The sequence below is a fragment of the Pseudomonas sp. FSL R10-0056 genome (assembly GCF_009600105.1).
Taxonomy (GTDB): domain Bacteria; phylum Pseudomonadota; class Gammaproteobacteria; order Pseudomonadales; family Pseudomonadaceae; genus Aquipseudomonas; species Aquipseudomonas bubulae.
In genome coordinates this window covers 69,409-95,808 of sequence record NZ_WIWL01000022.1, presented here as the reverse complement: position 1 = coordinate 95,808, position 26,400 = coordinate 69,409, and the positions used below count along the sequence as shown (strand labels likewise).

The following is a 26,400-nucleotide window of genomic DNA, read 5'->3' as shown; positions in this document are numbered from 1 at the left end:
TTGATGTGATGCTGCCGGGGCTCAATGGCTGGCAACTGCTGCAACTGATTCGCCAGCGCGGCGCCACACCGGTGCTGTTCTTGACCGCCAGGGATGCTATCGAAGACCGCGTGCGCGGTCTGGAGCTAGGCGCCGACGATTACCTGCTCAAGCCTTTCGCCTTTGCCGAGTTGCTCGCCCGGGTACGCACGCTGCTGCGTCGCGGCCCGCTACGCGAGGCCGAGTCGTATGCCATCGCCGATCTTGAAATCGACGTGCTGCGCCGCCGGGTCAGCCGGGGTGGCCAGCGCATCAGCCTGACCAACAAGGAATTCGCCCTGCTGCAACTGCTGGCCAGCCGCCAGGGCGAGGTGCTGTCCCGCACCCTGATCGCCTCCCAAGTGTGGAACCTCAATTTCGACAGCGACACCAATATGGTCGAAGTCGCCGTGCGTCGCCTGCGGGCCAAGGTCGACGATCCCTACATGCCCAAGTTGATCCACACCGTGCGCGGCGTTGGTTATCAACTGGAAGCACCCGATGAGTAAATCCATCGCCTGGCGTCTGGCGCTGGCGATCGCCATGACCTGCGCGTTGGTACTGAGTGTGATCGGGGTGTTTCTGTATCGATCGCTGGCCGCCGAACTGGCGTTTCGTGATGACCAGGCGCTGCTCGGGCGCCTTGAACAAGTGCGCGCCCTGCTGCATGACAGCGATAGCCTCGAAGCCCTGCAAGAACGCCCGCGCCTCTACCAGAACATGCTGGGCAACCTGGACAGTGTGCTACTGGTCAAGCGCGCCGATGGCAGCCCTCTGATCGCCATCAACCCTCATCAGCAAACCTTGCCGGATATGCAGCCCATTGCCCAGGGACGCGCACCGCAGCGTGCAGATATCAGAACGCTGGACCAGACAGTATTGCTGGTCGGGATGGCCCAGGGGCCCGCCGGTGAAACTCTGAGCGTGACCGTAGGCAAGCGTCTTGACGAGCGTGAGCAAATGCTCGCCAGTTATCGCCTGCGCTTGTATGGCGCTGTGGGTCTGGGCGCGCTGCTGGCTTTCGGCCTTGGCCTGTTGCTGTTGCGTCGCGGCCTTGAGCCTTTGCGTGAGCTGGCCCACGCCATGGCTGGCATCGATCCGCGCAGCCTTGACCAGCGCATGGCCACACATGACGTGCCTGCCGAACTCAAGGAGCCGGTACAGGCTCTCAACGCCATGCTGACACGCCTGGAAGACAGCTTTGCGCGGCTGTCACAGTTCTCCGCCGACCTGGCCCATGAAATCCGCACGCCGTTGCACAACCTGCTGGGCAGCAACAGCCTGGCACTGAACCAGTCACGCAGCCCGACTGAGTACCAGGAAGTACTTGCGTCGAATATCGAAGAGTACGAGCGGCTCAACCGTATGGCCGAAAACCTGATGTTTCTCGCCCGCGCCGAACACGGCCAGCGCCCGTTGCAGCTGCAAGTGCTGGACCTTGGTGAGGTGGGCGACGAGCTGTGCGATTACTTCGAAGCACTGGCTGAGGACCGGCAGCTGCAGTTGGACAATCAGCTCAGCGGCTCGCTGATGGCCGATCAACAGCTGCTGCAGCGGGCACTGGGCAATTTACTGGCCAATGCCGTGCGCCATGCTCAACCGGGCTCTACCGTACGCTTGCAGCGCCATGACGATGCCGGGTTTTGCTGGATCGGTGTGCACAACCCTGGCCCGCCGATTGAGGCGCAGCATCTGGGCAAGTTGTTTGACCGTTTTTACCGGGTCGATCCTTCACGGGCCCAACCGGGGGACTCGGGCGGGCTCGGGTTGGCGATTGTGCATTCGATCATGCAATTGCATGGCGGCCAGGTGCGGGTGGTCAGTGATACCAGCGGCACGCTGTTTGAACTGGGGTTTGCTCAATAACCTTTTTAGTTTTCCTGTGGGCGCGGCGGTGCGACGAAGTGTCGGCGCTGACCAATTCGGCGAAAAATCGGGTCACGACGGAGCGCTTGCCCCCCTCCTTCACCGAGCGCCGGTCAGAAACGTGAAAATAGTCTGTTATCAGGGGTTTACAAGCCCAAACATCCGGGTATACTCGTCGCCCATAACGCCGGTATAGCTCAGTTGGTAGAGCAACTGACTTGTAATCAGTAGGTCCCGAGTTCGACTCTTGGTGCCGGCACCATACGCAACACCAGAAGAGGCTCACCGAAAGGTGGGCCTTTTTTGTTTTCAGGGTTTGGAGAAGACTCAAGAGCACCACATGGTGATGGTCTTGAGCCGATTAAAAATTCTGAACGCTCAGCTCGCGCAATGCAGCTGTTGCTAGAAACCCCGAACGGGATGCATAGCGGTGGTCCCTGCTCACTCGTTCATCAATGCGCTGCAACAGGTTTTCTGGCAAAGAAGCGTTGAACCGAACCGACTTGCCGAGGTAAGGCGTCAAATCGAAGTCAACGATTGCCCATATTCCACCGACAAAATCCGGGTTCTCCAGGTGGGCATCCACGTCCTTGCCCTGCGGCAGCTCGCCGCTGTCCGCAACAATGCCTTCCAGATGCAAAGCCAATGCTTCCTGCACGTTATCCAGCGCTTGCGAAAAAGTGCTCCCGGCAGAAAAACAGCCTGGCACATCAGGCACCGTTACGCTGAATTCGGAATCTGCGTCTTTATGTATGACCACTGGAAATTTCATGACCGTAACTCTCCCTTGAGACCTGCGGATTTGAGAATGTTGTGCAGCGTCCCTTTGGCAATTTCTGACTTGGGATGTGGAACCGTTACCCGACCCGCTTTGGCTGGATGCTTGAACTGATGGTGACTTCCCTTGATTGCGATCTCAAACCATCCATCTGCCACCAATAATTCAATAAGCTCACGACTTCGCACTTGATCACCACGCACTGTGTGTACGCTACACACCATTGAAAAATGGTGCAATCGGAAAATACACACACTACACACAAAAAAACGCGATCGGCTTAGAGTTGTGTTACACCCTGTGCACCCGAACGACTCTATCTCCAGCAGTATTATCGCTGTCCCCCCCCTCCAATGAACCTCCCCCTTGCATAAATACTGTCCCATCACAATAATGCGATCGATTACCAATTACATTTTGGTTGCATCATTATGTCGGCGCTCGACCCTTCAGCTCTTCATCGGTTGTACAGCGATCACAACAGTTGGCTAAAGGGCTGGTTGCGCGTGCGCCTGGGCAATACGGCGGATGCCTGCGACCTGGCCCAGGACACGTTCCTGCGGGTCATGACTGCACGCCATGACACACCCATTCGGGAGCCCCGTGGTTATCTGAGCGCCATTGCCCGCTCGCTGTTGATCGACAAAGTGCGCCGCCGCACCATCGAGCAAGCCTATCTGCAGGCGCTGGCACTCAAGCCCGAGCCTGTGGATATTTCGCCAGAAATACGCCTGTCGATTATCGAAACGCTGATTTCGATCGACAGCCTGCTCGATGAGCTGGGCCCCAGAACGCGGGAAATTTTCCTCGCCGTGCAGCTCGAAGGCTTGAGTTATGTTGCCGTCGCCGAGCGTTTCGAGGTGTCGGTTACCACGGTGAAAAATCATTTGATTCGCGCCATGACCCGCTGCCTGTTGCTGGTCGACAATTGATGTCCCCTGCCCCGGATCTCAAGGCGCTGGAGGCTGCTGCCACCTGGTATGTACAACTTAATGACGGCACCACCGACGAGGCTCGCACCCGGGACTGGCAGGCCTGGTTGAGAGCCTGCCCACAACATGAAGCGGCCTGGGCACGGCTTGAGAGGTTCCAGCGCCAATGGGCATTGATGCCCCAGGAGGCCGCTCTCTCCAGCCTCGACGCCGCGAAAACCCAACGCCGTGATGTGCTGAAAATCCTTGGCATGCTGCTGGCCGTTGGCAGCGGTACCTGGCTGGCGGCCGAGCAGGTGCCCTATCGCTCGATGCTTGCGGGGCAGCGTACCGGCGTCGGTGAGCGGCGTTCGCTGCGCCTTGAGGATGGCTCACAACTGGAGCTGAACGCCAACACGGCGCTGGATATCCACTTCGACGCCAAACAGCGCGTGATTCGTCTGCACCAGGGTGAAATCTTGATTCAGACCGCCAAGGATCCTGAGCAGCGTCCTTTTATCGTGCAGACCGAGGACGGCAGCGTGCGCGCCCTTGGCACCCGTTTCAGCGTGCGCCAATTGCCCGAGCACACGCGAGTCGGGGTGCTGCAATCCGCCGTGGAAATTCGCCCGCTTGAGCTGATCCATCAGCCCCTGCGTCTGGAGACCGGACAACAAGTCACTTTCGATAGCAATGCAATCGGCAGGGTTCAGCCTTTGCCTGCGGCCTCAACCGCCTGGGTACAGGGCATGTTGAGCGTGGACGACTGGCGCCTGGGCGATTTTATCGAGGAGTTGGGCCGTTATCGTCCGGGCGTGCTGCGTTGTGCAACAGCCGTTCAGCATTTACGCATCTCGGGGGCCTTTCGTATCGATGACACCGATACGGTGCTGGAGAATCTGGGTAAAACCCTGCCAGTCAACGTTCGCTTCTTCACCCGCTACTGGGCCAGCATCGAACCGGCATAAGCTCAGGTGCAAATGGTTTGAACTTTAACCTTGCTGATTTAGATTCTCATCCGTCAATGACATAAGCCGCGACTACAGCGCGTTTGTGCCATGACCACGCAAGGATCATCGAATGCCCCCGCTCCCCCTCAATACCACCACCAAAATAGCCCGCGCTGTGCGCCTGGCGGTATTTGGCGCGTCCCTCGCCAGCCTGTCCGGTCTGGCGCTGCTACCTGCCCAGGCCGCAGCGCAAAGCCAGGCGCAGTACCAGATTGCCCCTGGCCCTCTGGGCAGCGCCCTGACCCGGTTTGGTGTGCAGGCTGGGGTTACGATTTCGTTTGATACCGAACAGGCCCGTCACCTCAAGACCGGCGGGCTTGAAGGTTCATACAGCGTCGAGGAAGGCCTGGAGCGCTTGCTTGCCAATAGCGGGTTGCAAGCCGAGCGCCAGAGCAACGGGGGTTATGTACTGGTCGCCAGCAACAGTGAAGCCGCGCTGGAGCTGGGGGCCACTCAAGTTGTCACCAACCAGTTGGGTACCGTTACCGAAGGCACCGGTTCCTACACGCCGGGCGCTATCGCCACGGCCACTCGCCTGGTGCTCACGCCGCGGGAAACGCCGCAATCGATCAGCGTAATCACCCGCCAGCATATGGATGACTTCGCCCTCGACAATGTCGACGACGTGATGCGCCATACACCGGGCATTACCGTCTCGGCCTACGACACGGACCGCACCAACTACTACTCGCGTGGTTTTTCGATCAACAACTTCCAGTACGACGGAATCCCCTCCGCCGTACGCAACGTTGCCTATTCAGCGGGTAATACCCTGAGCGACATGGCTATTTATGACCGTATCGAGGTACTCAAGGGCGCTTCAGGTTTGCTCAGCGGGGCAGGGTCCCTGGGCGGCACCATCAACCTGGTGCGTAAAAAACCCACCCATGATTTTCACGGCCATATCACCGCAGGCGCAGGCTCGTGGGACAACTACCGGACTGAAGTAGACCTCAGCGGCCCATTGACCGAAACCGGTAATGTGCGCGGTCGTGCGGTAGCGGCCTATCAGGACCGGCAATCGTATATCGACCGCTACTCCAACCAGAGTTCGGTGTTCTACGGCATCCTCGAAGTCGACCTGACGCCAGACACCTTGCTGACCGTGGGCGCCGATTATCAGGACAACAAACCCCAGGGCTCCACCTGGTCGGGGAGCTTCCCGCTGTACAACTACGCGGGCGAGATCAACAGCGCCAAACGCTCATTCAGCAACGCCACCGACTGGAGCAGCTGGCAGCAATACACCCGCACGGTGTTCGCGACCCTGGAACACGACCTGGGCAGTGGTTGGGTGGGCAAGCTGCAACTGGACCACAAGATCAATGGCTACGATGCCCAGCTGGGGGCGATTCAGTTCAACCAGCCTGCGGCTGATGGCACCGCCAATATCAATGCTCAACGTTACAAGGGCGAAACCACCAGCGACGCGGCCGACCTCTATGTCAGCGGCCCCTACGAGTTTCTCGGCCGTGAACACGATTTGGTGTTGGGCGGCTCCATCAGTACCGCCAACTGGAAAGGCAAAGGCTATTGGGACGTGACCTTCTCCACCCCCAATCTGGTGGATTACTTCAACTGGGACGGCCATCTGGCCAAACCTGACTGGGGCAACGCATCTCAAATCAGCGATGACACCGTGCGCCAGACCGGCATGTATGCAACCACGCGTCTGAATGTCACAGATGAGCTGAAAGTGTTTCTGGGCGGGCGGGTGGTCGACTACACCCTTACGGGTACCACCAATACCTATCGCGAAACAGGACGCTTGATTCCCTATGCGGGCATTACTTATGACCTGACCGATTACCTGACGGCCTATGCCAGCTACACCGATGTATTCATGCCCCAGGAGTTCTACAACCTGGATCGCAACAGCAAAATGCTTGACCCAGACGAGGGTGAAAACTACGAGATCGGCCTCAAGAGCGAGTTCTTCGATGGCCGCCTGAACGCCAGCCTGGCGTACTTTGAGGTCAAGGAAAGCAACCGTCCCATCCCCGACGATGCCTGGAACAACCTGCAACCCACCCCGCCCAACTATGCCTTCAAGGGCACTGCGGCTAAAACCAAGGGCTACGAGCTGGAGATATCCGGCGAGCTGAGCCCGGGCTGGAGCCTGCAGGCCGGTTACACGCACAAGGTGGTACGCGATGACAACGGTAAAAAGATCTCGACCTTCGAACCCGAAGACCAACTGAGCTTCTACACCATCTACAAACTGAAGGGCGACCTCAACAAAGTCTCCGTGGGCGGTGGCGCACGCTGGCAGAGCACGGCCTGGCAAGAGATGTTCAACGGCCCCAAGGACAGGTACGAAGACTTCTCGCAAAAGCCCTACTGGGTGGTGGACCTGATGACCCGTTATCAATTCACGGAAAACCTGTCGACCACGCTCAACGTCAACAACGTGTTCGACAAGTATTACTACACCAATATCGGGTTCTATAACTCGGCGATTTATGGCGAGCCGCGCAACTTTATGCTGACCACTCGCTGGGATTTCTGACACGCATCTCCAATTGTGGGAGCGAGCCCGCTCGCGAAGGCCTGCAGAGCTTCGCAAGCAGGGTAGCCCCCACGATTTTGGGGCTTCGCGAGGTGGCCTTTACTCCGGCCTACGCTTGTTGCAGAACCTTCAATGCTGCCGAAGCCAGAAATCCTGAACGGCTCTTTTGCTCAGGATGATGCTTCACATAATCATCGATCCGATTCAGCAAGATTGCGGGCAAGGTGATATTCAGCTTTTCCGCCTTTCCGAGGTATCTGGTGATATCGATATCGACCAATGCCCAGATGCAGCCCTCATACTCGGGGTTGGAAACATGAGCGCTTACAGGGGTTGCAACAGGAATTCTGGCGCAATCCTCTGCCAAAATCTCCAGATGCCCTTCAATGGCTTCGCGTGCCATGGCCATCGCGTCGTCAAGATCCTCCCCCGCAGAGAAGCACCCAGGGATATCCGGCACGTCTACACCCCAGGCATGTTGTTCATCGCCAGGGCGAATCGCTATTGGGTAAAGCATGTTCAAAACCTCCACAGGGCGGGTTAAAGCAGCCTGCTAGTCAAAGCTGAGCTTGCTTCAAAATACTGTTGATCGTTTTGGTCAGTAAATCTTTCTTCGGATGAGGAATCGTTACCAGCCCCGGCTTCGTCGGGTGCTTGAAGTGGTGATGACTTCCCTTGCTCCGTACCAGATACCAACCGTCAGCTTCTATTGCGGTTATCAGCTGTCGGCTATTCAAATTCGTCATCCCCAATAGTGGTTACTATAACCACCGCATTCATAAAATGTCATCCCCAATCATGGCTCCGGTAGTCTTTGCGCATGGATACCTCCTGACAGATGACCCCACATCATCTGTACCGTGAAAAACCATCCTTTGTCAGCCTACGGAGATGTAACCTCTAATTGCCGGAAGCAAAGTGACGACGATCACTTATTTCAACAATAAAAGCGCTTCCCGGAGCACCTCCCATGCACAGCGGTCCCACTCTTTTGCTGGTGTTGTTTTGCGCCATCGCGCTGATCATTTTCCTTATCGTCAAAGTCCGCGTTCATGCCTTTCTGGCCTTGACCGCTGCGAGCTTTGTGGTGGGAATCGGGTCAGGCATGCCGTTGGTAAAAATTGCTTCGTCGTATGAAGCTGGTGTCGGCGGAACCCTCGGGTTTCTGGCAACGATCATTGGCCTGGGCGGGATTCTGGGCAAGATGCTGGAGGAGTCCGGCGGTGCGGAGCGCATCGCTCAGGCGCTGTTGAACACCCTGGGCAAGGACCGCGCTTCGTGGGCGATGATGCTCGTCGGATTTATCGCAGGCATCCCGGTGTTTTTCGAGGTGGGGTTCGTGCTTCTGATTCCGCTGATTTATGTAGTGGCCAAAGAGACTCGCATCAACCTGCTGTACTTGGGCGTACCTCTGGCGGTGTCGCTGATGGCGGTGCATTGCATGTTGCCGCCACACCCTGCTGCGATGGCGATCACCGGGATGCTGGGCGCCGATGTCGGCAAAGTAATCATGTACGGTCTGATTGTCGCGCTGCCGACCGCCATGATTGCCGGGCCGCTGTGGGTCAAACTGGTGTGCAAGACCGAAGCACCAGCCACTCAGGAAGCTTTTTTGAACGAGCATTGCGATGACAGCAAAACCCGCGACCTGCCAGGCCTTGGCGTCACCCTGCTGACCATCGCCCTACCGTTGCTGCTGATGGTCGGTAAAAGTTTCGCTGCCGGTCTGCCCCATGAATCCACCGCATTCAGTGTGATTTCGTTTATGGGCACCCCGCTGATCGCACTGTCGATTGCCGTGGTATTCGCTTATTGGGCACTGGGCTTGCGCCGCGGTTTGACCATGGCCGACCTGCTGGCTTACACGCAAAAAAGTTTTCCGCCGCTGGCCAGTATCCTGCTGATCATCGGTGCCGGTGGGGCATTCAATGGCATTCTGATCGACAGTGGCGTGGGTAGCGCGCTGTCCGCCTCGTTGACCCAATTGAATATGAACCCCATCGTGCTGGCCTGGCTGGTGGCCGGTTTGATGCACTTCGCGGTCGGCTCGGCAACAGTGGCCATGATCAGCGCCGCAGGCATGGTATTGCCTATGCTGGGAGCTCACCCGACCGTGAGCAAGGAGATCATCTGCATCGCCATCGGTGCCGGAGCCATGGGCTGGACCCACGTCACGGATTCGGCCTTCTGGGTGGTCAAGGAGTACCTGGGCGTGTCACTGACCGATGCCTTGAAAACCTTCACCACCGCTACCGTGCTGGCTTCATCGATCGCGCTGGGGCTGACCCTGCTGCTGTCGCGCTTTGTTTGATTCAAACCGTATATTCAGACTTATCGTTTAAAGGACCCCGCCATGATTTTGGGCAGAACACTTGAAAACTGGTGCGCCAGCTTCCCGCTGATCCGCGAACTGGTCGCGTTGCAAGAAACCACCTGGTTCAACCCCGGGGTGGCACCGGTGGCGCAGGCGCTTGGCGATACAGGCCTGACCAGTGCCGACGTGGCCGATGCCAGCGCACGCCTTGAGCGGTTTGCTGCCTACCTGCGGGTTGCCTTCCCTGAGACAGAGAGCAGTGCTGGCATTATCGAGTCGGACATCCTGCCCCTGACGCATTTGCAGCCGTTGCTCGGCGAACGTTACGGGCAAAGCCTCAATGGCGCGCTGTGGCTCAAGCGCGACAGCCATCTGCCCATCTCCGGCTCGATCAAGGCCCGCGGCGGGATCTATGAAGTGCTCAAGCATGCCGAAGACCTGGCCCTGGCCGGTGGCCTGATTAAGCTCGACGACGACTACGCGCTGCTGCACAGCGACAAGGCCCGGGCCTTTTTTGGCCAGTACAAAATCGCCGTCGGCTCCACCGGCAATCTCGGCATGTCGATCGGCATCATGGGTGCTGCGCTGGGCTTTCAAGTGACCGTGCATATGTCAGCCGATGCCCGGCAATGGAAGAAAGACAAACTGCGCTCCCATGGCGTGACGGTGGTGGAGTACGAAAGTGATTACAGCGTGGCCGTGGCCCAGGGTCGCCAGCAGGCTGAGTCCGACCCGAGTTGCCATTTTGTCGACGATGAAAACTCGGTCAATCTGTTCCTCGGCTACGCAGTGGCCGGCGAGCGTTTGAAACAGCAGTTCGCGGCGGCGCAAATCACCGTGGATGCCCAGCATCCCCTGTTTGTGTACCTGCCCTGCGGTGTGGGGGGCGCTCCCGGCGGCGTGGCTTTCGGCCTCAAGCTGGCCTTTGGTGATGCAGTGCATTGCATCTTCGCCGAACCGACCCACTCGCCCTGCATGCTGCTGGGTGTGTACACCGGGATGCACGACGAAGTCAGCGTGCAGGATTTCGGCATCGATAACGTCACCGCCGCAGACGGCCTCGCCGTGGGCCGCGCTTCCGGCTTTGTCGGCAAGGCCATGCAGCGCATGCTCGACGGCTTCTACACCGTCAGCGACGAGGAAATGTACAGCCTGCTGGCCCTGATGGAACGCAGTGAAGGCTTGCGCCTTGAGCCTTCCGCACTGGCAGGTGTGCCAGGTATTGCCCGGGTACTGGGCGAGCAGCAAGGCTATCTGGCCCGCGCTGGCCTGAGCCCGCAGGCCATGGCCAACGCCACCCACCTGGTGTGGGCAACGGGAGGAAATATGGTGCCTGCGGCCGAGATGGACGCCTATCTGGCCAAGGGTCGTGAGTTACTGGGCTGACTCAGGCGTAAAGCGGATGTGGCAAGATGGACTCATTGCCACATTCTGCAAGAAGTCGGCCTTTGGCTTGAGGGCAAACTACCGTGCTTAATCTTCCTCCCCGCATCAGCTCACGGCTCAACAGCAGCCAGTTCGCCAACCTTCATACCTTTCTGGTGGCCGCCCGACACCTGAGTTTTGCCCGCGCTGCGCAGGAACTTTGCCTGACCGCCAGCGCCGTCAGCCACCGCATCAGCCGGCTGGAAACGGCGTTGAATATGAAGCTGTTCCAGCGCCTTACCCGCCAGGTCAGCCTGACTGACGAAGGCGAGCGAATTTTCGAAATTCTGCAAAGTGCGATGGGGGAATTGTCCGAAGCCCTTGAACGCTCGTCACAGCCAGAAATTGCCGGAGCCATTGCGCTCTATGCCAGGCCATCGGTGGCCCAATGCTGGCTGGTGCCCCGGCTGGCCGACTTTATCGAGCGCTATCCGCTGGTCTCACTGGACCTGCGGGTGGGCAATGACAATGTCGACTTTCGCACACGCAAAATAGATCTGGCCTTGTACTACGCCAACGGCGAATTCCCCGGCCTCACCAGCCAGCGGCTGATGCGCGAATGCATGGCGCCGGTGTGCAGCCCGGAATATGCGCAGCGTCACCGTCTGCACGAAAACCCGCAAAACCTGAGCAACTGCACCACCCTGCACGACTCCCTGGCCTGGGACCATGCCGCCTATGATGCCGAGTGGACCCTGTGGGCCGAACAACACAACCTGCTCGCGGCACTGCCCAAACGTACCCTGACCTTCGACCGTTCGGACCTGTGCGTCACGGCCGCTATGAGCCACGCGGGGATCGCCATCGGGCGCCAGCAACTGGTGCAAAAACGTGTTGATCGCGGCGAACTGGTGCTGCCTTTTGGCGGTTTCAGGCAGTACGGTCACTATGATTATTATCTGGTGCACCCACCGCTCAATGTGGTGCCCAAGCGCTTGCAGGTGTTTATGAACTGGCTGCACATGTGCGCTCAGGAACAGACGATTGAGCAACGGCCAAACTGACCCTGATGGTGGTGTTTGGCGCCTGTACGAACGCTACATGACCACCTGCGTTTTGCACGATCTGACGCACAATCGCCAGCCCCAACCCGGTACCTTCGCTGCTTTGCCGGCCCTTGCGAAAGCGCAGGAACATGGCTTCGCGCTCCTCTGGCGCAATACCCTGCCCCTGGTCGCTGACCTCCAACTGCAAGTGCCCGGCCACCTTGCGCAGGGTCACCTGAACAGTGCCCTTGCCGTGGACCAGGGCGTTTTCCAGCAGGTTACCCAAAGCTTCACGCAACTGATCGGGATTGCCCCGGCATTCGCAACCTGCGGTGATATCCACCTCGATTACCCGACCACTGGCCTCAAAGAGCGGTAACAGCGCGGCACAGACTTCGCGAGTGAGACGCGAGAGATGGGTGCGCTGCTGCCCGTTATGGCCTTGGGCGGCCTCGCCTTCCTGACGCGCCAGTTCCAGTAGCTGAGTCACCAAACGGCGCATCTGGCGCATTTCCATGTCCAGCGCAGGCCACTCGACCTGCCCTGTGCGCCGGGCTGCTTGCAAGCGCAAATCCAGCACGGTCAACGGCGTGCGCAGTTCATGGGCTGCGTCGGCCACGAAACGCCGTTCGGCAGTGTAGGCCGCAGCCAAACGATCAAGCGCCGTATTGGCCGCAGCCGCCAGGGGCTGGATTTCACTCGGCAGGTTGTCCAGCGGGATACGTTGTTCTGGGTTTGCCGGCCCGATACTGCGCGCCAACTTGGCCGCCACCCGCACCGGACGCAAGGTCCAGTGCAGCAATAAAAGGATCAGGCCCAATGACAGCAAACCGATGGGTACCATCATCACCAGGCTCTGGCGCAAGCGGGCCGCCAGCAGGTTGCCAATCACTTCGCGCTCAAGATTATCCTGCTTGGCCACCATCAATATGGCACCGTCGGGCAACTCCACGGGCACGCTGACCACCCGCCCGCTGAAAGCGCTCCAGCGCATCCAGCCCGGGTCCGCACCTGGCTGCTTGAGCCGACGGGGATGTTTGAGGTTTTCGGACTTCCACAACAATCGACCATCGGCCGAGTACAACGAATAAGACAGTTCGCCACCGGCATACTGGCGCGGCAGACTGACAGGGTCGCTGTCCACCCGAAAACCATCAGCAATCACCTGCGCCTCAATGGTCATCACCCCGCGGCGCAGTTCGTCGCGGGTGCCGTACAGGTAAATCGCCAGGTTGCCGAAACCCAGAGCAAAGACCAACAGCAACGCGGTCAGCAGGCGCCAGCGCAGGCTGCGTTTAATCATGCCCGGTTATCGACGCTGAGCAGGCGATAACCTAAGCCGCGAACCGTTTCGATGCGGCTATGGGCGCCCGCCTCACTGAGCTTGCGGCGCAACCGCGAGACCAGCGCTTCGATGGCGTTGAGGGTCACCGGCTCATTGAAAGCATAAAGCCTCTCTTCGAGTTGCTCCTTGATCACGATACGCGGTGCAATGCGCAGCATTTCTTCCAGCAACATGGCTTCGCGCCGGGCCAGCACCGTTATCCGGGTGTTGCCATCAACGCTCAAGTGCCGGGTTTCAGGTTCGAATGCCAGGTTGTTGCAACGCAACAGGGTACTCACACGACTGCCGGGGCGACGCAAGACTGCGCGCAATCGCGCCTCCAGTTCCTGCATGTCGAAGGGTTTGAGAATGTAGTCGTCCGCGCCTGCATTCAGCCCGTTGACCCGGCTTTGCAGGGCATCCCGCGCAGTCAGGATGATGCACGGCAAATCGGCATTGGCGCTGTGCTGACGCATGGCCAGCAGTGACATGCCGTCCATGTCCGGCAAGCCAAGATCCAGGATCATCGCGTCATAGCTGCCGACTTCCAGCAAAGCCTGGGCCGTGCGCCCATCTTCGGCGCCATCCACGGCAAATCCGGCCTGCACCAGATGCTCGATCAGCAAACCGCGCAGTGCCCGGTGATCCTCAACAACCAGCACTTTCATTTACTTCAATCCACAAAAAGGTCAGCCACGACGATAAAAAACGGCGCAGGGGGAAATCAACAGGGGCTCGTCAGGTTCCGGTCAGGTTGAGCTGGCAACATTCGCAAACAAGAAACGCAACTGAGACAGCTTATTATTTTCATTTGCGCAATAGCAAGAATCCCAGGAACGCTGTTTATGAACTGCCACCGCCGCAGCACCGTTGCCCCCTCTCCTTTTGCCCGCAAGCCTCTGGCTATTTTTACCGCACTGGTCAGCCTTGGCCTGCCCCTGACGGCAGTTTGCGCCGATGAAGAAGAACAACCTTCCGGGGCAACGGCCAATGCCGCGCCACTGGAGGTCGGCTCAACGGTGGTTACGGCTTCGGGCTTCAGCCAGGACGTGCGCGATGCCCCCGCCAGTATCTCGGTCATCACCCGCGAAGAGCTGGAAAACAAGCAGTTCCGCTCGCTCGCCGATGCGGTACGCAATGTTGAAGGCGTGAGCATCATCGGCGGTGACAAGGGCGAGATTTCCATTCGCGGCATGGAGTCCAGCCACGTCCTGATCCTGATTGACGGTCGTCGCCAGAACACCAGCCAGGTCACGCTCAAGGGCGGCACCTCCGAAGGCCTGGGAATGAACTGGATACCGCCCGTCGAAGCGATTGATCGTATTGAGGTGGTGCGCGGCCCGATGTCCACGCTCTACGGCTCCGAAGCACTGGGCGGGGTGATCAACGTCATCACTCGCAAAGTGGCGCGGCAATGGTCAGGGTCGGTATCCGCGGACCACACCTTCCAGGACAGCTCCAAAGCAGGTGACAGCACGCAACTGGACGGGTACGTGTCCGGTCCGCTGGTCGAAGACCGTCTCGGCATTCAGCTCTGGGGCTACGACAAGCAACGCGACGAGGACAAAATCCTCAACGGCTTCTCCAAATCGACCCGCCACAGCGGCACCGCACGCCTGTGGCTGACCCCTGATGAGCAACAGGAGTTCATGCTCGAAGCCGGCCGCACCGAGCAGGAGTTCTGGAACAACCCGGGCAAAAGCCTGGCGCCTACAGCCGCGAAAAACAACAACCAGTACACCCGCGATACTTATGTTTTGGCCCACACCGGCAACTGGGATTTCGGTACTACCGATATCAGCCTGTATCGCGAAGAAGCGACCCGCGCCAGCGATGTCCAGGCCGGCAATCAGAGCGTCACGCCTGAAGTCACCAACTCGGTATTCGAAAGCAAAATCAGCCTGCCGTTTGACCGCAACGTCTTTGTTGCCGGCGCCCAGTGGAAAAAAGACGAGCTGGAGGCAGACGGTTATTACGCCAGCCCGCAGGGTGCTGGGATTGGCACTTCGATGACAGAAAAATCGCTGTTCGCCGAGAACGAATGGAGCATGACTGACAGCTTCAGCCTGACCACCGGTATTCGCATGGACGACAACGAGTTCTTCGGTCGCCATTGGACACCACGCTTTTACGGCGTATGGCGCCTCAATCCGGACTGGACGCTAAAAGGCGGCGTGGCCAAGGGCTTCAAGTCGCCGACCATCACCCAGACCAACCCCAATATCGGCCTGCCGCAACGCGGTGGTGCTTACACCTGGGGCAACCCGGATTTGAAACCGGAAGAAAGCGAAAACCGCGAAATCGGCCTTTACTACGACGCCGGTGGAAAATTCAGCGGTAATGTCACGCTGTTCGACACCGACTACGAAAACAAGATCGCCAACACCGGCACCCGCCAGCTGTACTACCCGGACGGCAGCCCGGTACCCGCAGACCCGATCACCGGGCGCATCTACAGCACCTATTTCAATATCACCGGTGCCACGGTGCGCGGCATCGAGACCGCTGCCCGTTATCGCTTCAACGACCGGGTGCAGCTCAAGGGCGAGTACACCTACCTGCACTCCAAAGTGTCGAGCGGCGAGGCAACCATTCTAGGCTTTGGCTACCCACTGGCCGAGGGCCAGCCTCTGGTAGCCACGCCCAAGCACTCTGGCAGCGCGACGCTGGACTGGCAAATCATCGACTCGGTTTCCAGCTTCGCCACCGTCAGCTATCGCGGTGAAGAAACCAGCATTGCCTGGGGTCAGGGCGGCGCCGTGTCACAAAGCGAGCAAGCCATCACTACCGTGGATGTGGGCGCCACCTGGCAAGCTACCCAGGATCTGTCCTTGAGCCTGGTCGGCTATAACCTGACCAATCAGGTCAGGGAGCAGGATGTGGACTCCGATTATTCCTATGCCGAAGACGGCCGACGCTTTTGGGTCAAAGCCAACTATACGTTCTGACCCTGAACCGGGCTGCGCGCCCAAGGTATTCATATGAGCGATGCCCTTAATCCTGCGCCGCAGACGGCCTACCGTCTGGCCATTGCCGCACGCACCGTACTGGCCATTTTTGGCAGTTACCTGTTTGCCGCCTTGGCGGCGGCGAGCCTCAGTCTGTTGCTGCCCGGGCCTCGGGCGCAGGCAGTGCTGAGCGCCACCATGCTGGCCTTTGCGCTGTATTGCGCGATGGCAATCTGGGCATTTAGCGCCGCATCTGCAATCCGGGCCTGGCTTGTTGCCCTGGCTTGCTGCGTGCCGCCGGCCCTCCACCTGCTGCTGCGGGAAGTCATGCCATGAAGGCCCTCGGTTTTCGTCAGGCCAACGCCTGGCTGCACACATGGGTCGGGCTGTTACTCGGCTGGTTGCTGTATGCCGTGTTCCTGACCGGTACCCTGAGTTTTTTTCAGGAAGAAATCACGTTCTGGATGAAACCTGAACTGCACGCCTCTGTGCCCGACAACCAGACCGCGCAGCGTCTTGCGCAAGCCATGCAAAGCCTGGCGCCCAACGCTGCGCAATGGACCCTCACCCTGCCCGGCGAACGCAATGCCGGGGCGCAGGCACAGTGGTTCGACATCGGCCAGCCGGTCGTCAAAAGGGGCGGCCAAAGCGTGGCCCTGGATGCGGGCACGGCCGAACCGGTGACCCCGCGGGAAACCCGTGGCGGCGGTTTTCTTTATCGTTTTCACTTTGAGCTATACGGCATGCCGCGAGTGCTGGCGCGCTGGATCGTCGGTATTGCGACCATGGTGATGCTGGTGGCGATTGTCAGCGGGGTGATCACCCACAAAAAAATCTTTAAGGAGTTCTTCACTTTTCGCCCACGCAAGGGACAACGCTCATGGCTGGACGCGCACAATGCCACTGCAGTGCTGGCCCTGCCGTTTCACTTGATGATCACTTACAGCGGTTTGTTGCTGCTGATGTTTATGTTGATGCCCTGGGGCGTTGAAAGCGCCTATCGCGGTGATACCCAAAAGTTCTTCAACGAAAGCGGCGGACGCGGTGCCCGTACTGCGCCAGCAATGGGTGCAGGCGATCAGCCATTGGGCGAGCAGGTGCCACTGACGGACGTTGCCCCCCTGCTGGCCCAGGCCGAGCAGCGCTGGCCCCGAGGAGTCAGCAGCATCAGCGTGACCCGGCCCGGCACGTCGGATGCCGTCATCGAGCTGCGTGAACGCGGTGGCGACAGCCTGATCGACCGGGGCAACAGCGAACGGCTGCGTTTTGACGGTGTGAGTGGTGCTTTGTTGAACAGCCCACCTGCCCCTGCGATCAGCACGCCCAACGCGATCTATAACGTGTTGTCCAGCCTGCACCTGATCCGCTTTGCCGGTGCTCCGCTGCGCTGGTTTTTCTTTATCAGCGGGGTCGTGGGTACGGCAATGATTGCCACCGGGCTGGTGCTATGGGTGGTCAAACGCCTGCCGGAACGGCAGAAACTGGGGCGCACACCCATCGGCCATCGTCTGGTCGAGGTGCTCAATGTCGGCACTGTTGCGGGTCTGCCGCTGGCCATTGCCGCCTATTTTTGGGCTAATCGGTTATTACCCGTGGGCATGACCCAGCGCAGCGCCTGGGAAATTCGCAGCTTCTTTATCATCTGGTTGCTGTGCCTGGTTCATCCACTGCTGCGCAGCCACAAACGAGCCTGGCTTGAACAGCTCTGGGTAGCTGCAGGGTTATTTGCAGCCTTGCCGCTGTTCAGTTTCGGCCTTGCACACAGCCATCTGCTGGCCAGCCTTGCACAGGGCCAATGGTTGCTGGCGGGCATGGACCTGACCTTGCTCGCCAGTGCAGCGCTGCTTGGCTACGCGGCCTGGAAACTCAACCGCCATCAACCGCTGCAACGGCCACAGCGCCAACCGCGTACGGTCAACACCCGACAAGAGAGCGCAGCATGATCTGGATATGCCTGGCGTTGAGTTTCAGTGGTTTCAGCGCACTCAGCCTGAGTACCGAGCGCCATCATGGGCAGGTGTTTGCAGACAAAGGCGGCCCGTTCAAGCGCCAGCTATTGCGCCTGCTGGGCTGGCTGCTGCTGGTTGGCGCGGTGATCCCCGGCGTTATCGAACTGGGCCCGTCAGTGGGTATCGCCTTGTGGGCGGCAGTGCTCAGCGTTGCGGCTGGCGGGCTGGTGATATTGCTGACATACCGGCCGCGCCTGATCGTGCCGCTGGCCGTTGCAGGGCCTTCAATGGCATTGGCGGTTTGGGTATTTTAGAACGCGTTATTTGTGCGCGAAGTTTTCTATTTTTACCTGACCATCCGGGAAAGTCGCGATGATTTCCAGCTCGCCACCCATGGCTTGAATGTAATTACGCAACGTACTGATATACATGTCAGTGCGCCGCTCCATTTTGGAAACTGCCGCCTGGTTGATATTCAGCGCTTTGGCCAGTGTCTCCTGGCTCAGCGCCTGAGCTTTGCGCAACTCGTGCAAAGGCATTTCCTGCAAATGCTGATGGTATAAAGCCTGGGTTTGCTCACGCGCCTCTGGGGACATGCGCGCTTCAAGTTCGGCAAATTTTTTAGCCATTTTCCTGGCCCTCTTCAATCAGTGTCTGCAAATGGACTTCGTAGAGAATTTCCGCCAAAGGGACATTCTCTTCATACCATCGGTCGTGACCGGTCTTGTCACCGCCCGTCAACAGCAAGGCGCAGCGGCGTGGGTCAAAGGCATAAAGCACCCGGTAGGGGCGACCTCCATGCTGCACGCGTAGTTCGCGAAGGTTACCGTAGCGTGCCCCCTTGATATCGCTGCAATGGGGGAAGCGCAGGGCCGGACCGAGCAGCTCTAGCAATTTGACACTGGCCGCCACGCTGACCTGTTCCTTTTCACTGAGCGTTTCCCACCATAGGCCAAATTCGTCGGTGTACTCAACGTTCCATGTCATGCTCAAAATATGCCACCAAAGGAATATAATCTCAAGGGAATAATCTTAAACACTTCCGATAATGGCCAACTAGTTCTCGGTCCAACCCAAGTGTGAGTGATGGTTTCATCCGGATGCGTTCCTCACGCCGCGGTTAATCGCGGCCAAAAAAAACGCCCCGAACCAGTCGGGGCGTTTTTATTCAGATGTCCAACCTGTTCAACAGGTCGGTAGCATCAGAAAATGCTGATCGGGTAATCAACAAATACACGTACTTCGTTGCCGCCCACGTTGTACCCGCTGGCGTTGTTCGATACGCGCAACCACGAGCCACGCAGACGCACGCTCAGGTCTTTGACCGGGCCGCTTTGTACGACGTACTTGGCCTGGTTGAAGATTTCGCGCTCGGTACCACGACCACGGTCGGAACCGTCGTCGATGTTGGTGCCGCGCACGTAGGCGATGTTGTAGGTCAGACCCGGAATACCAACGGCACCGAAGTCGAAGCCATAACCCAGCTGCCACGAACGTTCGTCCTTGGCATTGAAGTCGGACCAGTAGGAGTTGGCCAGCAGGATGGTGTTGCCACCGTCGCCCACGCCGCCTGCGTTGCGATAGCCGCCGTACGGGTAGCCGATTTCGCCGGTGCTGCTCTGGTACGCCAGGGTCACCGTGTGCGCGCCGAAAGCGTAGGTGCTTGCCAGGCTCCAGATCTTGTTGTCCTGGCCATCAACCTTCAGCACGTCACGGGCGTAGTCTTCTTTTACGTGAGTACGGTAGCCGTTGAAGTCAAACGTCAGGGACTGTTTGTCTTGCAGCGGGATTGCGTAGGTTACGCCCACGTATTGCTTGTTCAGCTCGTCTTCCATCTCGGAGCCGTACAGGGACGCCGACAGGTTGTCGGTGAACTTGTAGCTACCGCCGAACACGTTGATGCTTTTCAAGTCACCGCTGTCGCGTGCTTCAGCACTTTTACGCGACTCTGCAGTGAAACGACCGACGTTGATTTCCAGACCGTTGATCTCCTTGGAGGTCAACAGGGTACCGGTGAAGCTTTCCGGCATCAGACGCGAATTGTCATACATCAACACCGGCAGCGCAGGCATTTGATCGCCGTACTTGAGCACAGTGTTGGACACGCGAACCTTCACCGCAGCGCCAGCCTTGGCGATGTCGTCAGCCGCTTTACCGCTGGCGCCCTGCTTGAAGAAATCGATACCGCCCGCGCCGCTGTTGCCGCGACCGCCATCCAGACGCAGTGCGTAGATGCCGAAAGCATCCACACCCACACCTACGGTGCCCTGGGTGAAGCCCGAAGTGAATGTGCCGAGGAAACCCTGGCCCCATTCAGCTTTGTCTTGTTGGTGGTTTTTGTAGTCACGGCTGATGTAGGCGTTGCGCGCCAGTACATTGAGGTGGCTGTCTTCTACAAAACCTTTTGCGTCAGCTTGATCGTTAGCCATAGCCTGGGTAGCACTGAGTACGCCCAGAGCGAGAAGACCTATCCGTTTGTTCAACATATTATTTTCCTTATTTCTGAATAGAAGCGCGCTGTGGGGTTCAAGCTGAAACATTGAGTGGTGGTTGCTTCACATAAACAAAAAGACCCGCACGAAGACTGTGTGCAGGTCTTTCGAAAAGTTGGTGTATGGCTTATCGCCACAGGCGTTGGCAGGGATCCTAGCTGCCGTGAAGGCGAGGTGTCAATTTCGTGAAAAATTTGTTAATTGCCAAGGCTTTTCAAAGCTTTGACCGAAGTGTCAGAAATTGTTACTGACAACCATCCAGGCCACAGGCTGGCGCTGAAACGATTGTGTCTGTACCGGTGACGCCAGCGCACTGGCGCAACCAGGCAGCAAAAGCTTCAGGCTTGCCCAAATACTCCCCAAGGTCGATCACCTGATACTGGCCGGACTGCTCCAGTACAACAGTCGGAAAGCCCTGCCCAGCAACCCGGGACAACAATGCCCGGCTGGCCTTGAAGTGGGCCTGCGTTACATCGCCGCTCATCGCAGCGTAAGCGGCGCGGAATGCATCGACATCCAGGCCCATTTCGGTCGCCACTGCCAGCAATACGTCTTTATCGGCAATCCGCCGCCCTTCTGCGTAATGCGCCGTTTGCAGGCGCCCCAACAGCTCCAGGCCGCGCCCGGCCAATTGTTCGGCAACCAGCACGGCGGTGGTCGGCGGCGCCGAATCGAATACTGCCGTGGTGTCGCGCAGCAAGCCTTCGAAGTACCCCTCGCCAAATGGTTGCCCGGTGCATTGGGCAATGCGCTGGTCATGGGGCATCACGTAATCGCGCAGTTGCGCCGACACAGCTCGGCGATGTGCGCCTGCCATCATCCCGCCACCGTGGGCCACGACCGGCAAAATATCGCGCGCGGCGTCGATCAGCGGCTTGGCGCCATAGCACCAGCCGCACAGGGGGTCGTAGATGTAATGCAGGACAGGTGTAGCGGTCATGTAGGGCTCCGGGTCATCACTAAAACAGAACGCCAGCCTAGTCTTGCAGGGCCAGGGGAAAAACATCGGTATGCCTTTTAGTGTGTTGCGCGAACCGGGCGAATCAGGTGCTGTAAGGGGTGCAGGGTAGAGAAATAAACAGAAACATATTTGCAGGGCGCGCTATTGGTAATTCTTAACATAAGGCAACAAGAACCATTACCATTCACGCCCTAAAAATATAACGACCCTCTCAACCGCCCGGACACCCCTCAACCATGCTCTCCCCCTGCCGTTTAACACCCTTGAATCTGGGGCTGTGTGCCTTGCTGTACGCCGGATTCAGTAACGCCACGACTGTGCTCCCGGAGCTGTCGATCAGCGCCAGCGAAGCTGAGGCCGATGACCCACGGGTCAAGGATGTCACCACCGCGACTCGCACCTCGACTCCGGCGCGTTATGTGCCGCAAGCCATCGACTCGGTAAAAACCAGCAACGTCCTCGATTACGGCATCAACAGCATCGGCGAAGCCCTGAGCGGGATTCCCAACGTCAGCAGCACTGCCGACACCCGTTTTGACAGCCTGCGCATCCGCGGCTTTGACGCCAGCAACGACTTTTATCTGGACGGTATTCGCGACGACAGCCAATACGTACGCGACCTGCACAATATCGAGCGTATTGAAGTGCTCAAGGGCCCGGCGGCCGTGCTGTATGGCCGTGGCAGCCAGGGCGGGATCATCAACCGCGTCAGCAAGATGCCCCAGTCCGGCCGCCAGTCGAGCATTCAGGCCCAGGGCGGCAGCGAGGATTTGCGCAGCCTGTATGCCGACCTTAGCGCTGACCCGAGTGACACCGTGAGCCTGCGCCTGAACATGGGCAACGAAGACAAAAACAGCTTTCGCGATCACGTCAGCGGTAACCGTCAGCTGTTCGCGCCATCGATAAGCTGGCAAATTACCCCCGACCTGAACTGGCTGGTGCAATACGAATACAACCGCTACAACCGTACCCCGGATCGCGGCATTCCGAGCATCGACGGGCGCCCGGCGGATGTCAGCCGTGGCACCACCTACGGCGGGCAAAACGATTTTATCGACGATAAAGTCCAGAACCTGCGCTCGCGCTTGAGCTATGAACTGAGCGACAACTGGCAACTGCGCCATACCCTGGGCGTGTTCAAGCTCGACAGCCAGTTCGAAAACACCTACCTGACCGGCTACGACCCGAAAATCAACAAGGTGAACCGCCAGAGCTGGCAGCAGGACATGACCACCCGCAATATTTTCAACAACCTCGAAATCGAAGGCGGCTTTGACACCTTTGGCCTGGAGCACCGCCTGCTGACCGGGCTGGAACTCGGCAGCCAGCGCCGCGACCCCAAACTCTACAAAGCCGGGGGCGTACCGCCAGTAGATGTGTACAACCCCGATCGTAGCCTGCGCCCGACCGGGCCGATGGTAATTTCCAGCGACAACCACACCGAAGTCGAGAGCCAGGGCCTGTATGTCCAGGACCAGCTTCGCCTCAACGATCAATGGCAGGTACTGGCCGGCTTGCGTTACGACCGCTTTAACGTCGAGACCACCAACCATCTCAGGCCCTTGATCCCGACCGAAGAACGCCAAAGCCACAGCACCAGCCCGCGCCTTGGCGTGGTCTGGACGCCGCTGCAAAACCACTCGTTCTACGCCTCGTGGACCAAGACCTTCTCACCGGTGGGCGGCGGCCTGATCGGCATCACCCCCGGTGCTGCAGGCAACACCAACGACCTGAGTCCGGAGCTGACCAAGCAAAAGGAAATCGGCGTCAAAAGCGACTGGCTGGATGACCGTCTGAGCACCACCCTGGCGGTGTATGAGCTGGAACTCTACAACCGCCGCACCAAGGACCCGGACGACCCGACCATCACCCTGCTCTCCGGCCTGCAACGCTCACGCGGCATCGAACTGACCGCCAGCGGCAAGCTGGGCGGCAACTGGTACATGCGCGGCGGCGTGGGTGTGCAGGATGCAACGGTGGTCAAGGACAACAACGGGCTTGAGGGCAAACGCATCAATGGCGTGGCCAAGCACAATGGCAGCCTGTTTATTACCTGGAAGCCGGAGATGGGCTGGTACGCCGAAACGGGCCTGACCCTGGTGGGCCAGCGTTATGCCGATAATCAGAACACCGTGGTATTGCCGGGCTACGGGCGCTGGGATGCGTTGGCGGGGTATCGCGAAAAAGACTGGGATGTGAGCGGTGCGCTGACCAACCTGACCGACCGTTACTACTATGCGTCGGCTACCAGTGCGGCGCAGATCATGCCGGGCGAGCCGCGCAGCCTGGTGATGACGGGGACGTACAAGTTCTGAATAAGTACTGACCCTGTGGGAGCGGGCTTGCTCGCGATTGAATCACTGCGGTATGTCAGACAGACCGCAGCGCATTTATCGCGGGCAAGCCCGCTCCCACATCCCTCAGATTTTGTACGGCGCAGGCTGCTGCTGGGTCAGGCAATGGATATTGCCACCACCCAGCAGCAACTCACGACCCGGCACCATCACCACTTCGTGCTGTGGAAAGATCTTTTGCAAGATGGCCTTGGCCTCTGCATCCATAGGGTCATTAAAGCTCGGTGCGATGATGCCACCGTTGACGATCAGAAAGTTCACATAGGAACCGGCCAGACGCTCAGTCGGATTACGGTCCTGGCTGCCAGCCACTTTATCAACACCGTCACACTCTTCCTGGGTCGCATACATCGGCCCCGGGATCGGCATTTTGTGCACCACAAACGGCCGCCCCTTGGCGTCAGTGCTGGTCGCCAACACCTTCATCGCCGCATGGCAGCGCACGTAGTTAGGGTCACGCTCGTCGTCAGTCCAGGCCAGCAATACCTCACCCGGAGCAACGTAGCAGCAGAAGTTATCCACATGGCCGTCGGTTTCGTCGTTGAACAGGCCGTCCGGCAGCCAGATGATCTTGTCCACAGCCAGATGCGAGCGCAGCACGTCTTCGATTTCTTCGCGTGACAGATGCGGGTTGCGGTTGCGGTTCATCAGGCATTCGGCCGTGGTGATCAGCGTGCCTTCACCATCGACGTGGATTGAGCCGCCTTCAAGCACAAAACCTTCGGTGTAGTAACGCGGGCAACGTTCGATTTCCAGTACCTTGCTGCCCACTTGCTGGTCACGGTTCCACGGGAAGTACAAACCACCGTCGAAGCCGCCCCAAGCGTTGAAATCCCAGTTTACGCCGCGCACTTCGCCACTGCGGTTGATCACGAAGGTCGGACCGCTGTCGCGTACCCAGGCATCGTCGCTGGATATTTCGACCACACGAATATTCGGCACATCGAGCTGAGCGCGGGCGTTTTCGTACTGGGCTGCCGACACCCCGACGGTCACCGGTTCAAAACGCGCAATGGCCTTGGCCACAGCCGCGTGCGCCGCCTGGGCCGGCTTGCCGCCCAGGCGCCAGTTGTCCGGACGTTCAGGCCAGATCATCCACGTCTGGGTCTGCGCAGCCCATTCGGCAGGCATGTAAAAGCCGTCAGCGCGCGGCGAACTGTGCAAAGTGGTCATCTGGACTCCTGGAAAACGTCTTGGGTTTTGAGTGCGAAACAAACAGGACAGTGGACGCAGCTCAGCTTTGCGTCAACGGCGAGCACACTTATAGCCGATAAATATCGACAACAAAAACACTTTATAAGTTTCAACGCGTATTTAAACCGTGAATAAACAGATATTAATCTGCATTTTTATCCCTACCGCTATTTTCCCGACAGCTCCCACTTGCACCCCCCGCCGCATCCCCACAAGCTATACCTCATACGTTTAAGTGCCTTCAGGGAATAAGGAATCACCACATGCGCATTTTAGTCACCGGCGGCGCCGGTTTTATTGGTTCAGCGTTGATCCGTCATCTGATCAAAAATACCGGGCATGAAGTGCTCAACCTCGACAAGCTGACCTACGCCGGTAACCTGGAATCGCTGCAAAGCATTGCCACCGATACCCGCTACGAATTCGTGCAGGCCGATATCGTCGATCAGGCAGCGGTCAGCGCGATCATTGCGCGTTTCCAGCCGCAGGCGATCATGCACCTGGCGGCCGAGTCACACGTTGACCGCTCCATCGATGGCCCGTCGGACTTTATCCAGACCAATATCGTCGGTACCTACAGCCTGCTGGAAGCCACCCGCGCTTACTGGTTGACCTTGCCTGAGCCGGAAAAAAGCGCATTTCGCTTCCACCATATTTCCACCGACGAAGTGTATGGCGACCTGCACGGCGTCGACGATCTGTTCACCGAGACTACCCCCTACGCGCCAAGCTCGCCGTACTCGGCCAGCAAGGCGGCGTCCGACCATCTGGTCCGCGCCTGGAACCGTACCTACGGTTTGCCGGTGTTGCTGACCAACTGCTCGAACAACTACGGGCCGTTCCACTTCCCGGAAAAACTGATCCCGCTGGTGATCCTCAACGCCCTCGCCGGCAAGCCGCTGCCGGTGTATGGCAATGGCCTGCAAGTGCGTGACTGGCTGTTCGTCGAGGATCACGCCCGCGCCCTGCTGAAAGTCGTGACCGAAGGTGTCGTAGGCGAGACCTACAACATCGGCGGGCATAACGAGCAAAAGAACATCGACGTGGTGCGCAGCATCTGCGCCCTGCTCGAAGAACTGGCGCCCGAGCGTCCGGCGGGCGTCGCGCAGTTTGCCGACCTGATCACCTTCGTCCAGGACCGCCCGGGCCACGACCAGCGCTACGCGATCGACGCCGGCAAAATTGAACGCGAGCTGGGCTGGGTGCCCGAAGAAACTTTCGCAACCGGCCTGCGCAAAACCGTGCAGTGGTACCTGGACCATCTGGAGTGGTGCCAGCGCGTGCAAGACGGCAGCTATCAGGGCCAGCGCCTGGGCTTCACCGAGCCCAGGGACCTGATCGCGTGACTGACCTTAAAACGC

Annotated in this window: 25 protein-coding genes and 1 tRNA gene; 15 read left to right on the top strand and 11 right to left on the bottom strand. The window is 58.8% G+C overall.

The features are described 5' to 3' along the window. From GHO42_RS01780 to GHO42_RS01770, 3 genes are all read left to right on the top strand, one after another. Positions 1-527, top strand: a 527-nt coding sequence (locus GHO42_RS01780) for a winged helix-turn-helix domain-containing protein (protein ID WP_153384085.1), incomplete at its 5' end; no start/stop codon positions are given. Further along, a complete protein-coding gene (locus GHO42_RS01775) occupies positions 520-1,884 on the top strand; it encodes a heavy metal sensor histidine kinase (protein WP_153327154.1) in 1,365 nt (454 codons plus the stop codon). The genes GHO42_RS01780 and GHO42_RS01775, both read left to right, overlap by 8 nt. A 186-nt stretch (positions 1,885-2,070) precedes the next feature. Further along, positions 2,071-2,146 (top strand) — tRNA-Thr (locus tag GHO42_RS01770). 99 nt (positions 2,147-2,245) lie between these two features. Here the strand turns inward: GHO42_RS01770 and GHO42_RS01765 are convergent. Both GHO42_RS01765 and GHO42_RS01760 read right to left on the bottom strand, forming a co-directional pair. Continuing rightward, a complete protein-coding gene (locus GHO42_RS01765) occupies positions 2,246-2,656 on the bottom strand; it encodes a type II toxin-antitoxin system HicB family antitoxin (protein ID WP_153327156.1) in 411 nt (136 codons plus the stop codon). Continuing rightward, positions 2,653-2,850 carry a type II toxin-antitoxin system HicA family toxin gene (locus GHO42_RS01760; RefSeq protein WP_095001086.1) on the bottom strand — a complete coding sequence of 66 codons (198 nt, stop codon included), beginning with the start codon at positions 2,848-2,850 and terminating at the stop codon, positions 2,653-2,655. The genes GHO42_RS01765 and GHO42_RS01760 overlap by 4 nt, the downstream gene beginning before the upstream one ends. A 243-nt stretch (positions 2,851-3,093) precedes the next feature. Between GHO42_RS01760 and GHO42_RS01755 the strand changes: the two genes are divergently transcribed. The 3 genes from GHO42_RS01755 (at position 3,094) to GHO42_RS01745 (ending at position 7,092) form a co-directional block, all read left to right on the top strand. Further along, a complete protein-coding gene (locus GHO42_RS01755; RefSeq protein ID WP_095000762.1) occupies positions 3,094-3,594 on the top strand; it encodes a sigma-70 family RNA polymerase sigma factor in 501 nt (166 codons plus the stop codon). Then, positions 3,594-4,541, top strand: coding sequence for a FecR domain-containing protein (locus tag GHO42_RS01750; protein WP_095025193.1), 948 nt, complete (start codon positions 3,594-3,596; stop codon positions 4,539-4,541). The genes GHO42_RS01755 and GHO42_RS01750 overlap by 1 nt, the downstream gene beginning before the upstream one ends. A 112-nt stretch (positions 4,542-4,653) precedes the next feature. Then, a complete protein-coding gene (locus GHO42_RS01745; RefSeq protein ID WP_095031411.1) occupies positions 4,654-7,092 on the top strand; it encodes a TonB-dependent siderophore receptor in 2,439 nt (812 codons plus the stop codon). A 109-nt stretch (positions 7,093-7,201) separates the two neighbouring features. On the opposite strand, the gene GHO42_RS01740 is transcribed toward GHO42_RS01745, so the two are convergent. Together GHO42_RS01740 and GHO42_RS01735 are read right to left on the bottom strand one after the other, a co-directional pair. Beyond that, a complete protein-coding gene (locus GHO42_RS01740) occupies positions 7,202-7,609 on the bottom strand; it encodes a type II toxin-antitoxin system HicB family antitoxin (protein WP_095000759.1) in 408 nt (135 codons plus the stop codon). Between the two features lie 40 nt (positions 7,610-7,649). Continuing rightward, positions 7,650-7,829 (bottom strand): type II toxin-antitoxin system HicA family toxin, encoded by a 180-nt coding sequence (locus tag GHO42_RS01735; protein ID WP_095001085.1) that lies wholly within the window; start codon positions 7,827-7,829, stop codon positions 7,650-7,652. Between the two features lie 233 nt (positions 7,830-8,062). On the opposite strand from GHO42_RS01735, the gene GHO42_RS01730 reads away from it, so the two are divergent. The 3 genes from GHO42_RS01730 (at position 8,063) to dsdC (ending at position 11,835) form a co-directional block, all read left to right on the top strand. Next, the gene (locus GHO42_RS01730) at positions 8,063-9,403 is read left to right on the top strand and encodes a gluconate:H+ symporter (protein WP_095000758.1); all 1,341 of its coding nucleotides are present in this window, start codon (positions 8,063-8,065) and stop codon (positions 9,401-9,403) included. Between the two features lie 42 nt (positions 9,404-9,445). Continuing rightward, positions 9,446-10,792: a D-serine ammonia-lyase gene (gene dsdA, locus GHO42_RS01725; protein ID WP_095031412.1), complete on the top strand. Its 1,347-nt coding sequence runs from the start codon at positions 9,446-9,448 to the stop codon at positions 10,790-10,792. An 83-nt stretch (positions 10,793-10,875) separates the two neighbouring features. Further along, a complete protein-coding gene (dsdC, locus tag GHO42_RS01720) occupies positions 10,876-11,835 on the top strand; it encodes a DNA-binding transcriptional regulator DsdC (RefSeq protein WP_095000756.1) in 960 nt (319 codons plus the stop codon). Here the strand turns inward: dsdC and GHO42_RS01715 are convergent. Beyond that, a complete protein-coding gene (locus GHO42_RS01715; RefSeq protein WP_153327158.1) occupies positions 11,777-13,120 on the bottom strand; it encodes a HAMP domain-containing sensor histidine kinase in 1,344 nt (447 codons plus the stop codon). The two genes, dsdC and GHO42_RS01715, sit on opposite strands and share 59 nt — an antisense overlap. Continuing rightward, a complete protein-coding gene (locus tag GHO42_RS01710; RefSeq protein ID WP_095000754.1) occupies positions 13,117-13,809 on the bottom strand; it encodes a response regulator transcription factor in 693 nt (230 codons plus the stop codon). Before GHO42_RS01710 ends, GHO42_RS01715 begins: the two co-directional genes overlap by 4 nt. Before the next feature lie 177 nt (positions 13,810-13,986). On the opposite strand from GHO42_RS01710, the gene GHO42_RS01705 reads away from it, so the two are divergent. Genes GHO42_RS01705 through GHO42_RS01690 form a run of 4 tightly spaced genes read left to right on the top strand, consistent with a single transcriptional unit; the run spans position 13,987 to position 18,352 of the window. After that, complete coding sequence (locus tag GHO42_RS01705) at positions 13,987-16,089, top strand: TonB-dependent receptor domain-containing protein (protein WP_095020118.1); 2,103 nt, start codon at positions 13,987-13,989, stop codon at positions 16,087-16,089. 33 nt (positions 16,090-16,122) lie between these two features. After that, positions 16,123-16,425 carry a hypothetical protein gene (locus GHO42_RS01700; protein WP_095000752.1) on the top strand — a complete coding sequence of 101 codons (303 nt, stop codon included), beginning with the start codon at positions 16,123-16,125 and terminating at the stop codon, positions 16,423-16,425. Continuing rightward, positions 16,422-18,032 (top strand): PepSY domain-containing protein, encoded by a 1,611-nt coding sequence (locus GHO42_RS01695; RefSeq protein WP_153327160.1) that lies wholly within the window; start codon positions 16,422-16,424, stop codon positions 18,030-18,032. Before GHO42_RS01700 ends, GHO42_RS01695 begins: the two co-directional genes overlap by 4 nt. Continuing rightward, positions 18,029-18,352, top strand: coding sequence for a DUF3325 domain-containing protein (locus GHO42_RS01690; protein ID WP_095031414.1), 324 nt, complete (start codon positions 18,029-18,031; stop codon positions 18,350-18,352). Before GHO42_RS01695 ends, GHO42_RS01690 begins: the two co-directional genes overlap by 4 nt. Positions 18,353-18,358: 6 nt before the next feature. Here the strand turns inward: GHO42_RS01690 and GHO42_RS01685 are convergent, their stop codons facing one another. The 4 genes from GHO42_RS01685 to GHO42_RS01670 form a co-directional block, all read right to left on the bottom strand. After that, positions 18,359-18,667 (bottom strand): XRE family transcriptional regulator, encoded by a 309-nt coding sequence (locus tag GHO42_RS01685; protein ID WP_095017778.1) that lies wholly within the window; start codon positions 18,665-18,667, stop codon positions 18,359-18,361. Next, positions 18,660-19,025: a type II toxin-antitoxin system RelE/ParE family toxin gene (locus tag GHO42_RS01680; RefSeq protein ID WP_153327163.1), complete on the bottom strand. Its 366-nt coding sequence runs from the start codon at positions 19,023-19,025 to the stop codon at positions 18,660-18,662. The genes GHO42_RS01685 and GHO42_RS01680 overlap by 8 nt, the downstream gene beginning before the upstream one ends. Positions 19,026-19,240: 215 nt before the next feature. Continuing rightward, on the bottom strand, positions 19,241-20,524 hold the full coding sequence (locus tag GHO42_RS01675) for an OprD family porin (RefSeq protein ID WP_153384084.1): 1,284 nt from the start codon (positions 20,522-20,524) through the stop codon (positions 19,241-19,243). Positions 20,525-20,774: 250 nt separating this feature from the next. Beyond that, complete coding sequence (locus tag GHO42_RS01670; RefSeq protein WP_095000746.1) at positions 20,775-21,470, bottom strand: DsbA family protein; 696 nt, start codon at positions 21,468-21,470, stop codon at positions 20,775-20,777. 257 nt (positions 21,471-21,727) lie between these two features. On the opposite strand from GHO42_RS01670, the gene GHO42_RS01665 reads away from it, so the two are divergent. Continuing rightward, positions 21,728-23,806 (top strand): TonB-dependent siderophore receptor, encoded by a 2,079-nt coding sequence (locus GHO42_RS01665; RefSeq protein WP_095000745.1) that lies wholly within the window; start codon positions 21,728-21,730, stop codon positions 23,804-23,806. A gap of 105 nt (positions 23,807-23,911) precedes the next feature. Here GHO42_RS01665 and aguA read toward each other — a convergent pair whose 3' ends face one another. Continuing rightward, positions 23,912-25,018: an agmatine deiminase gene (aguA, locus tag GHO42_RS01660; protein ID WP_130872325.1), complete on the bottom strand. Its 1,107-nt coding sequence runs from the start codon at positions 25,016-25,018 to the stop codon at positions 23,912-23,914. A gap of 284 nt (positions 25,019-25,302) precedes the next feature. Between aguA and rfbB the strand changes: the two genes are divergently transcribed. Further along, on the top strand, positions 25,303-26,385 hold the full coding sequence (gene rfbB, locus GHO42_RS01655) for a dTDP-glucose 4,6-dehydratase (protein ID WP_095000743.1): 1,083 nt from the start codon (positions 25,303-25,305) through the stop codon (positions 26,383-26,385). Positions 26,386-26,400 lie beyond the last annotated feature (15 nt).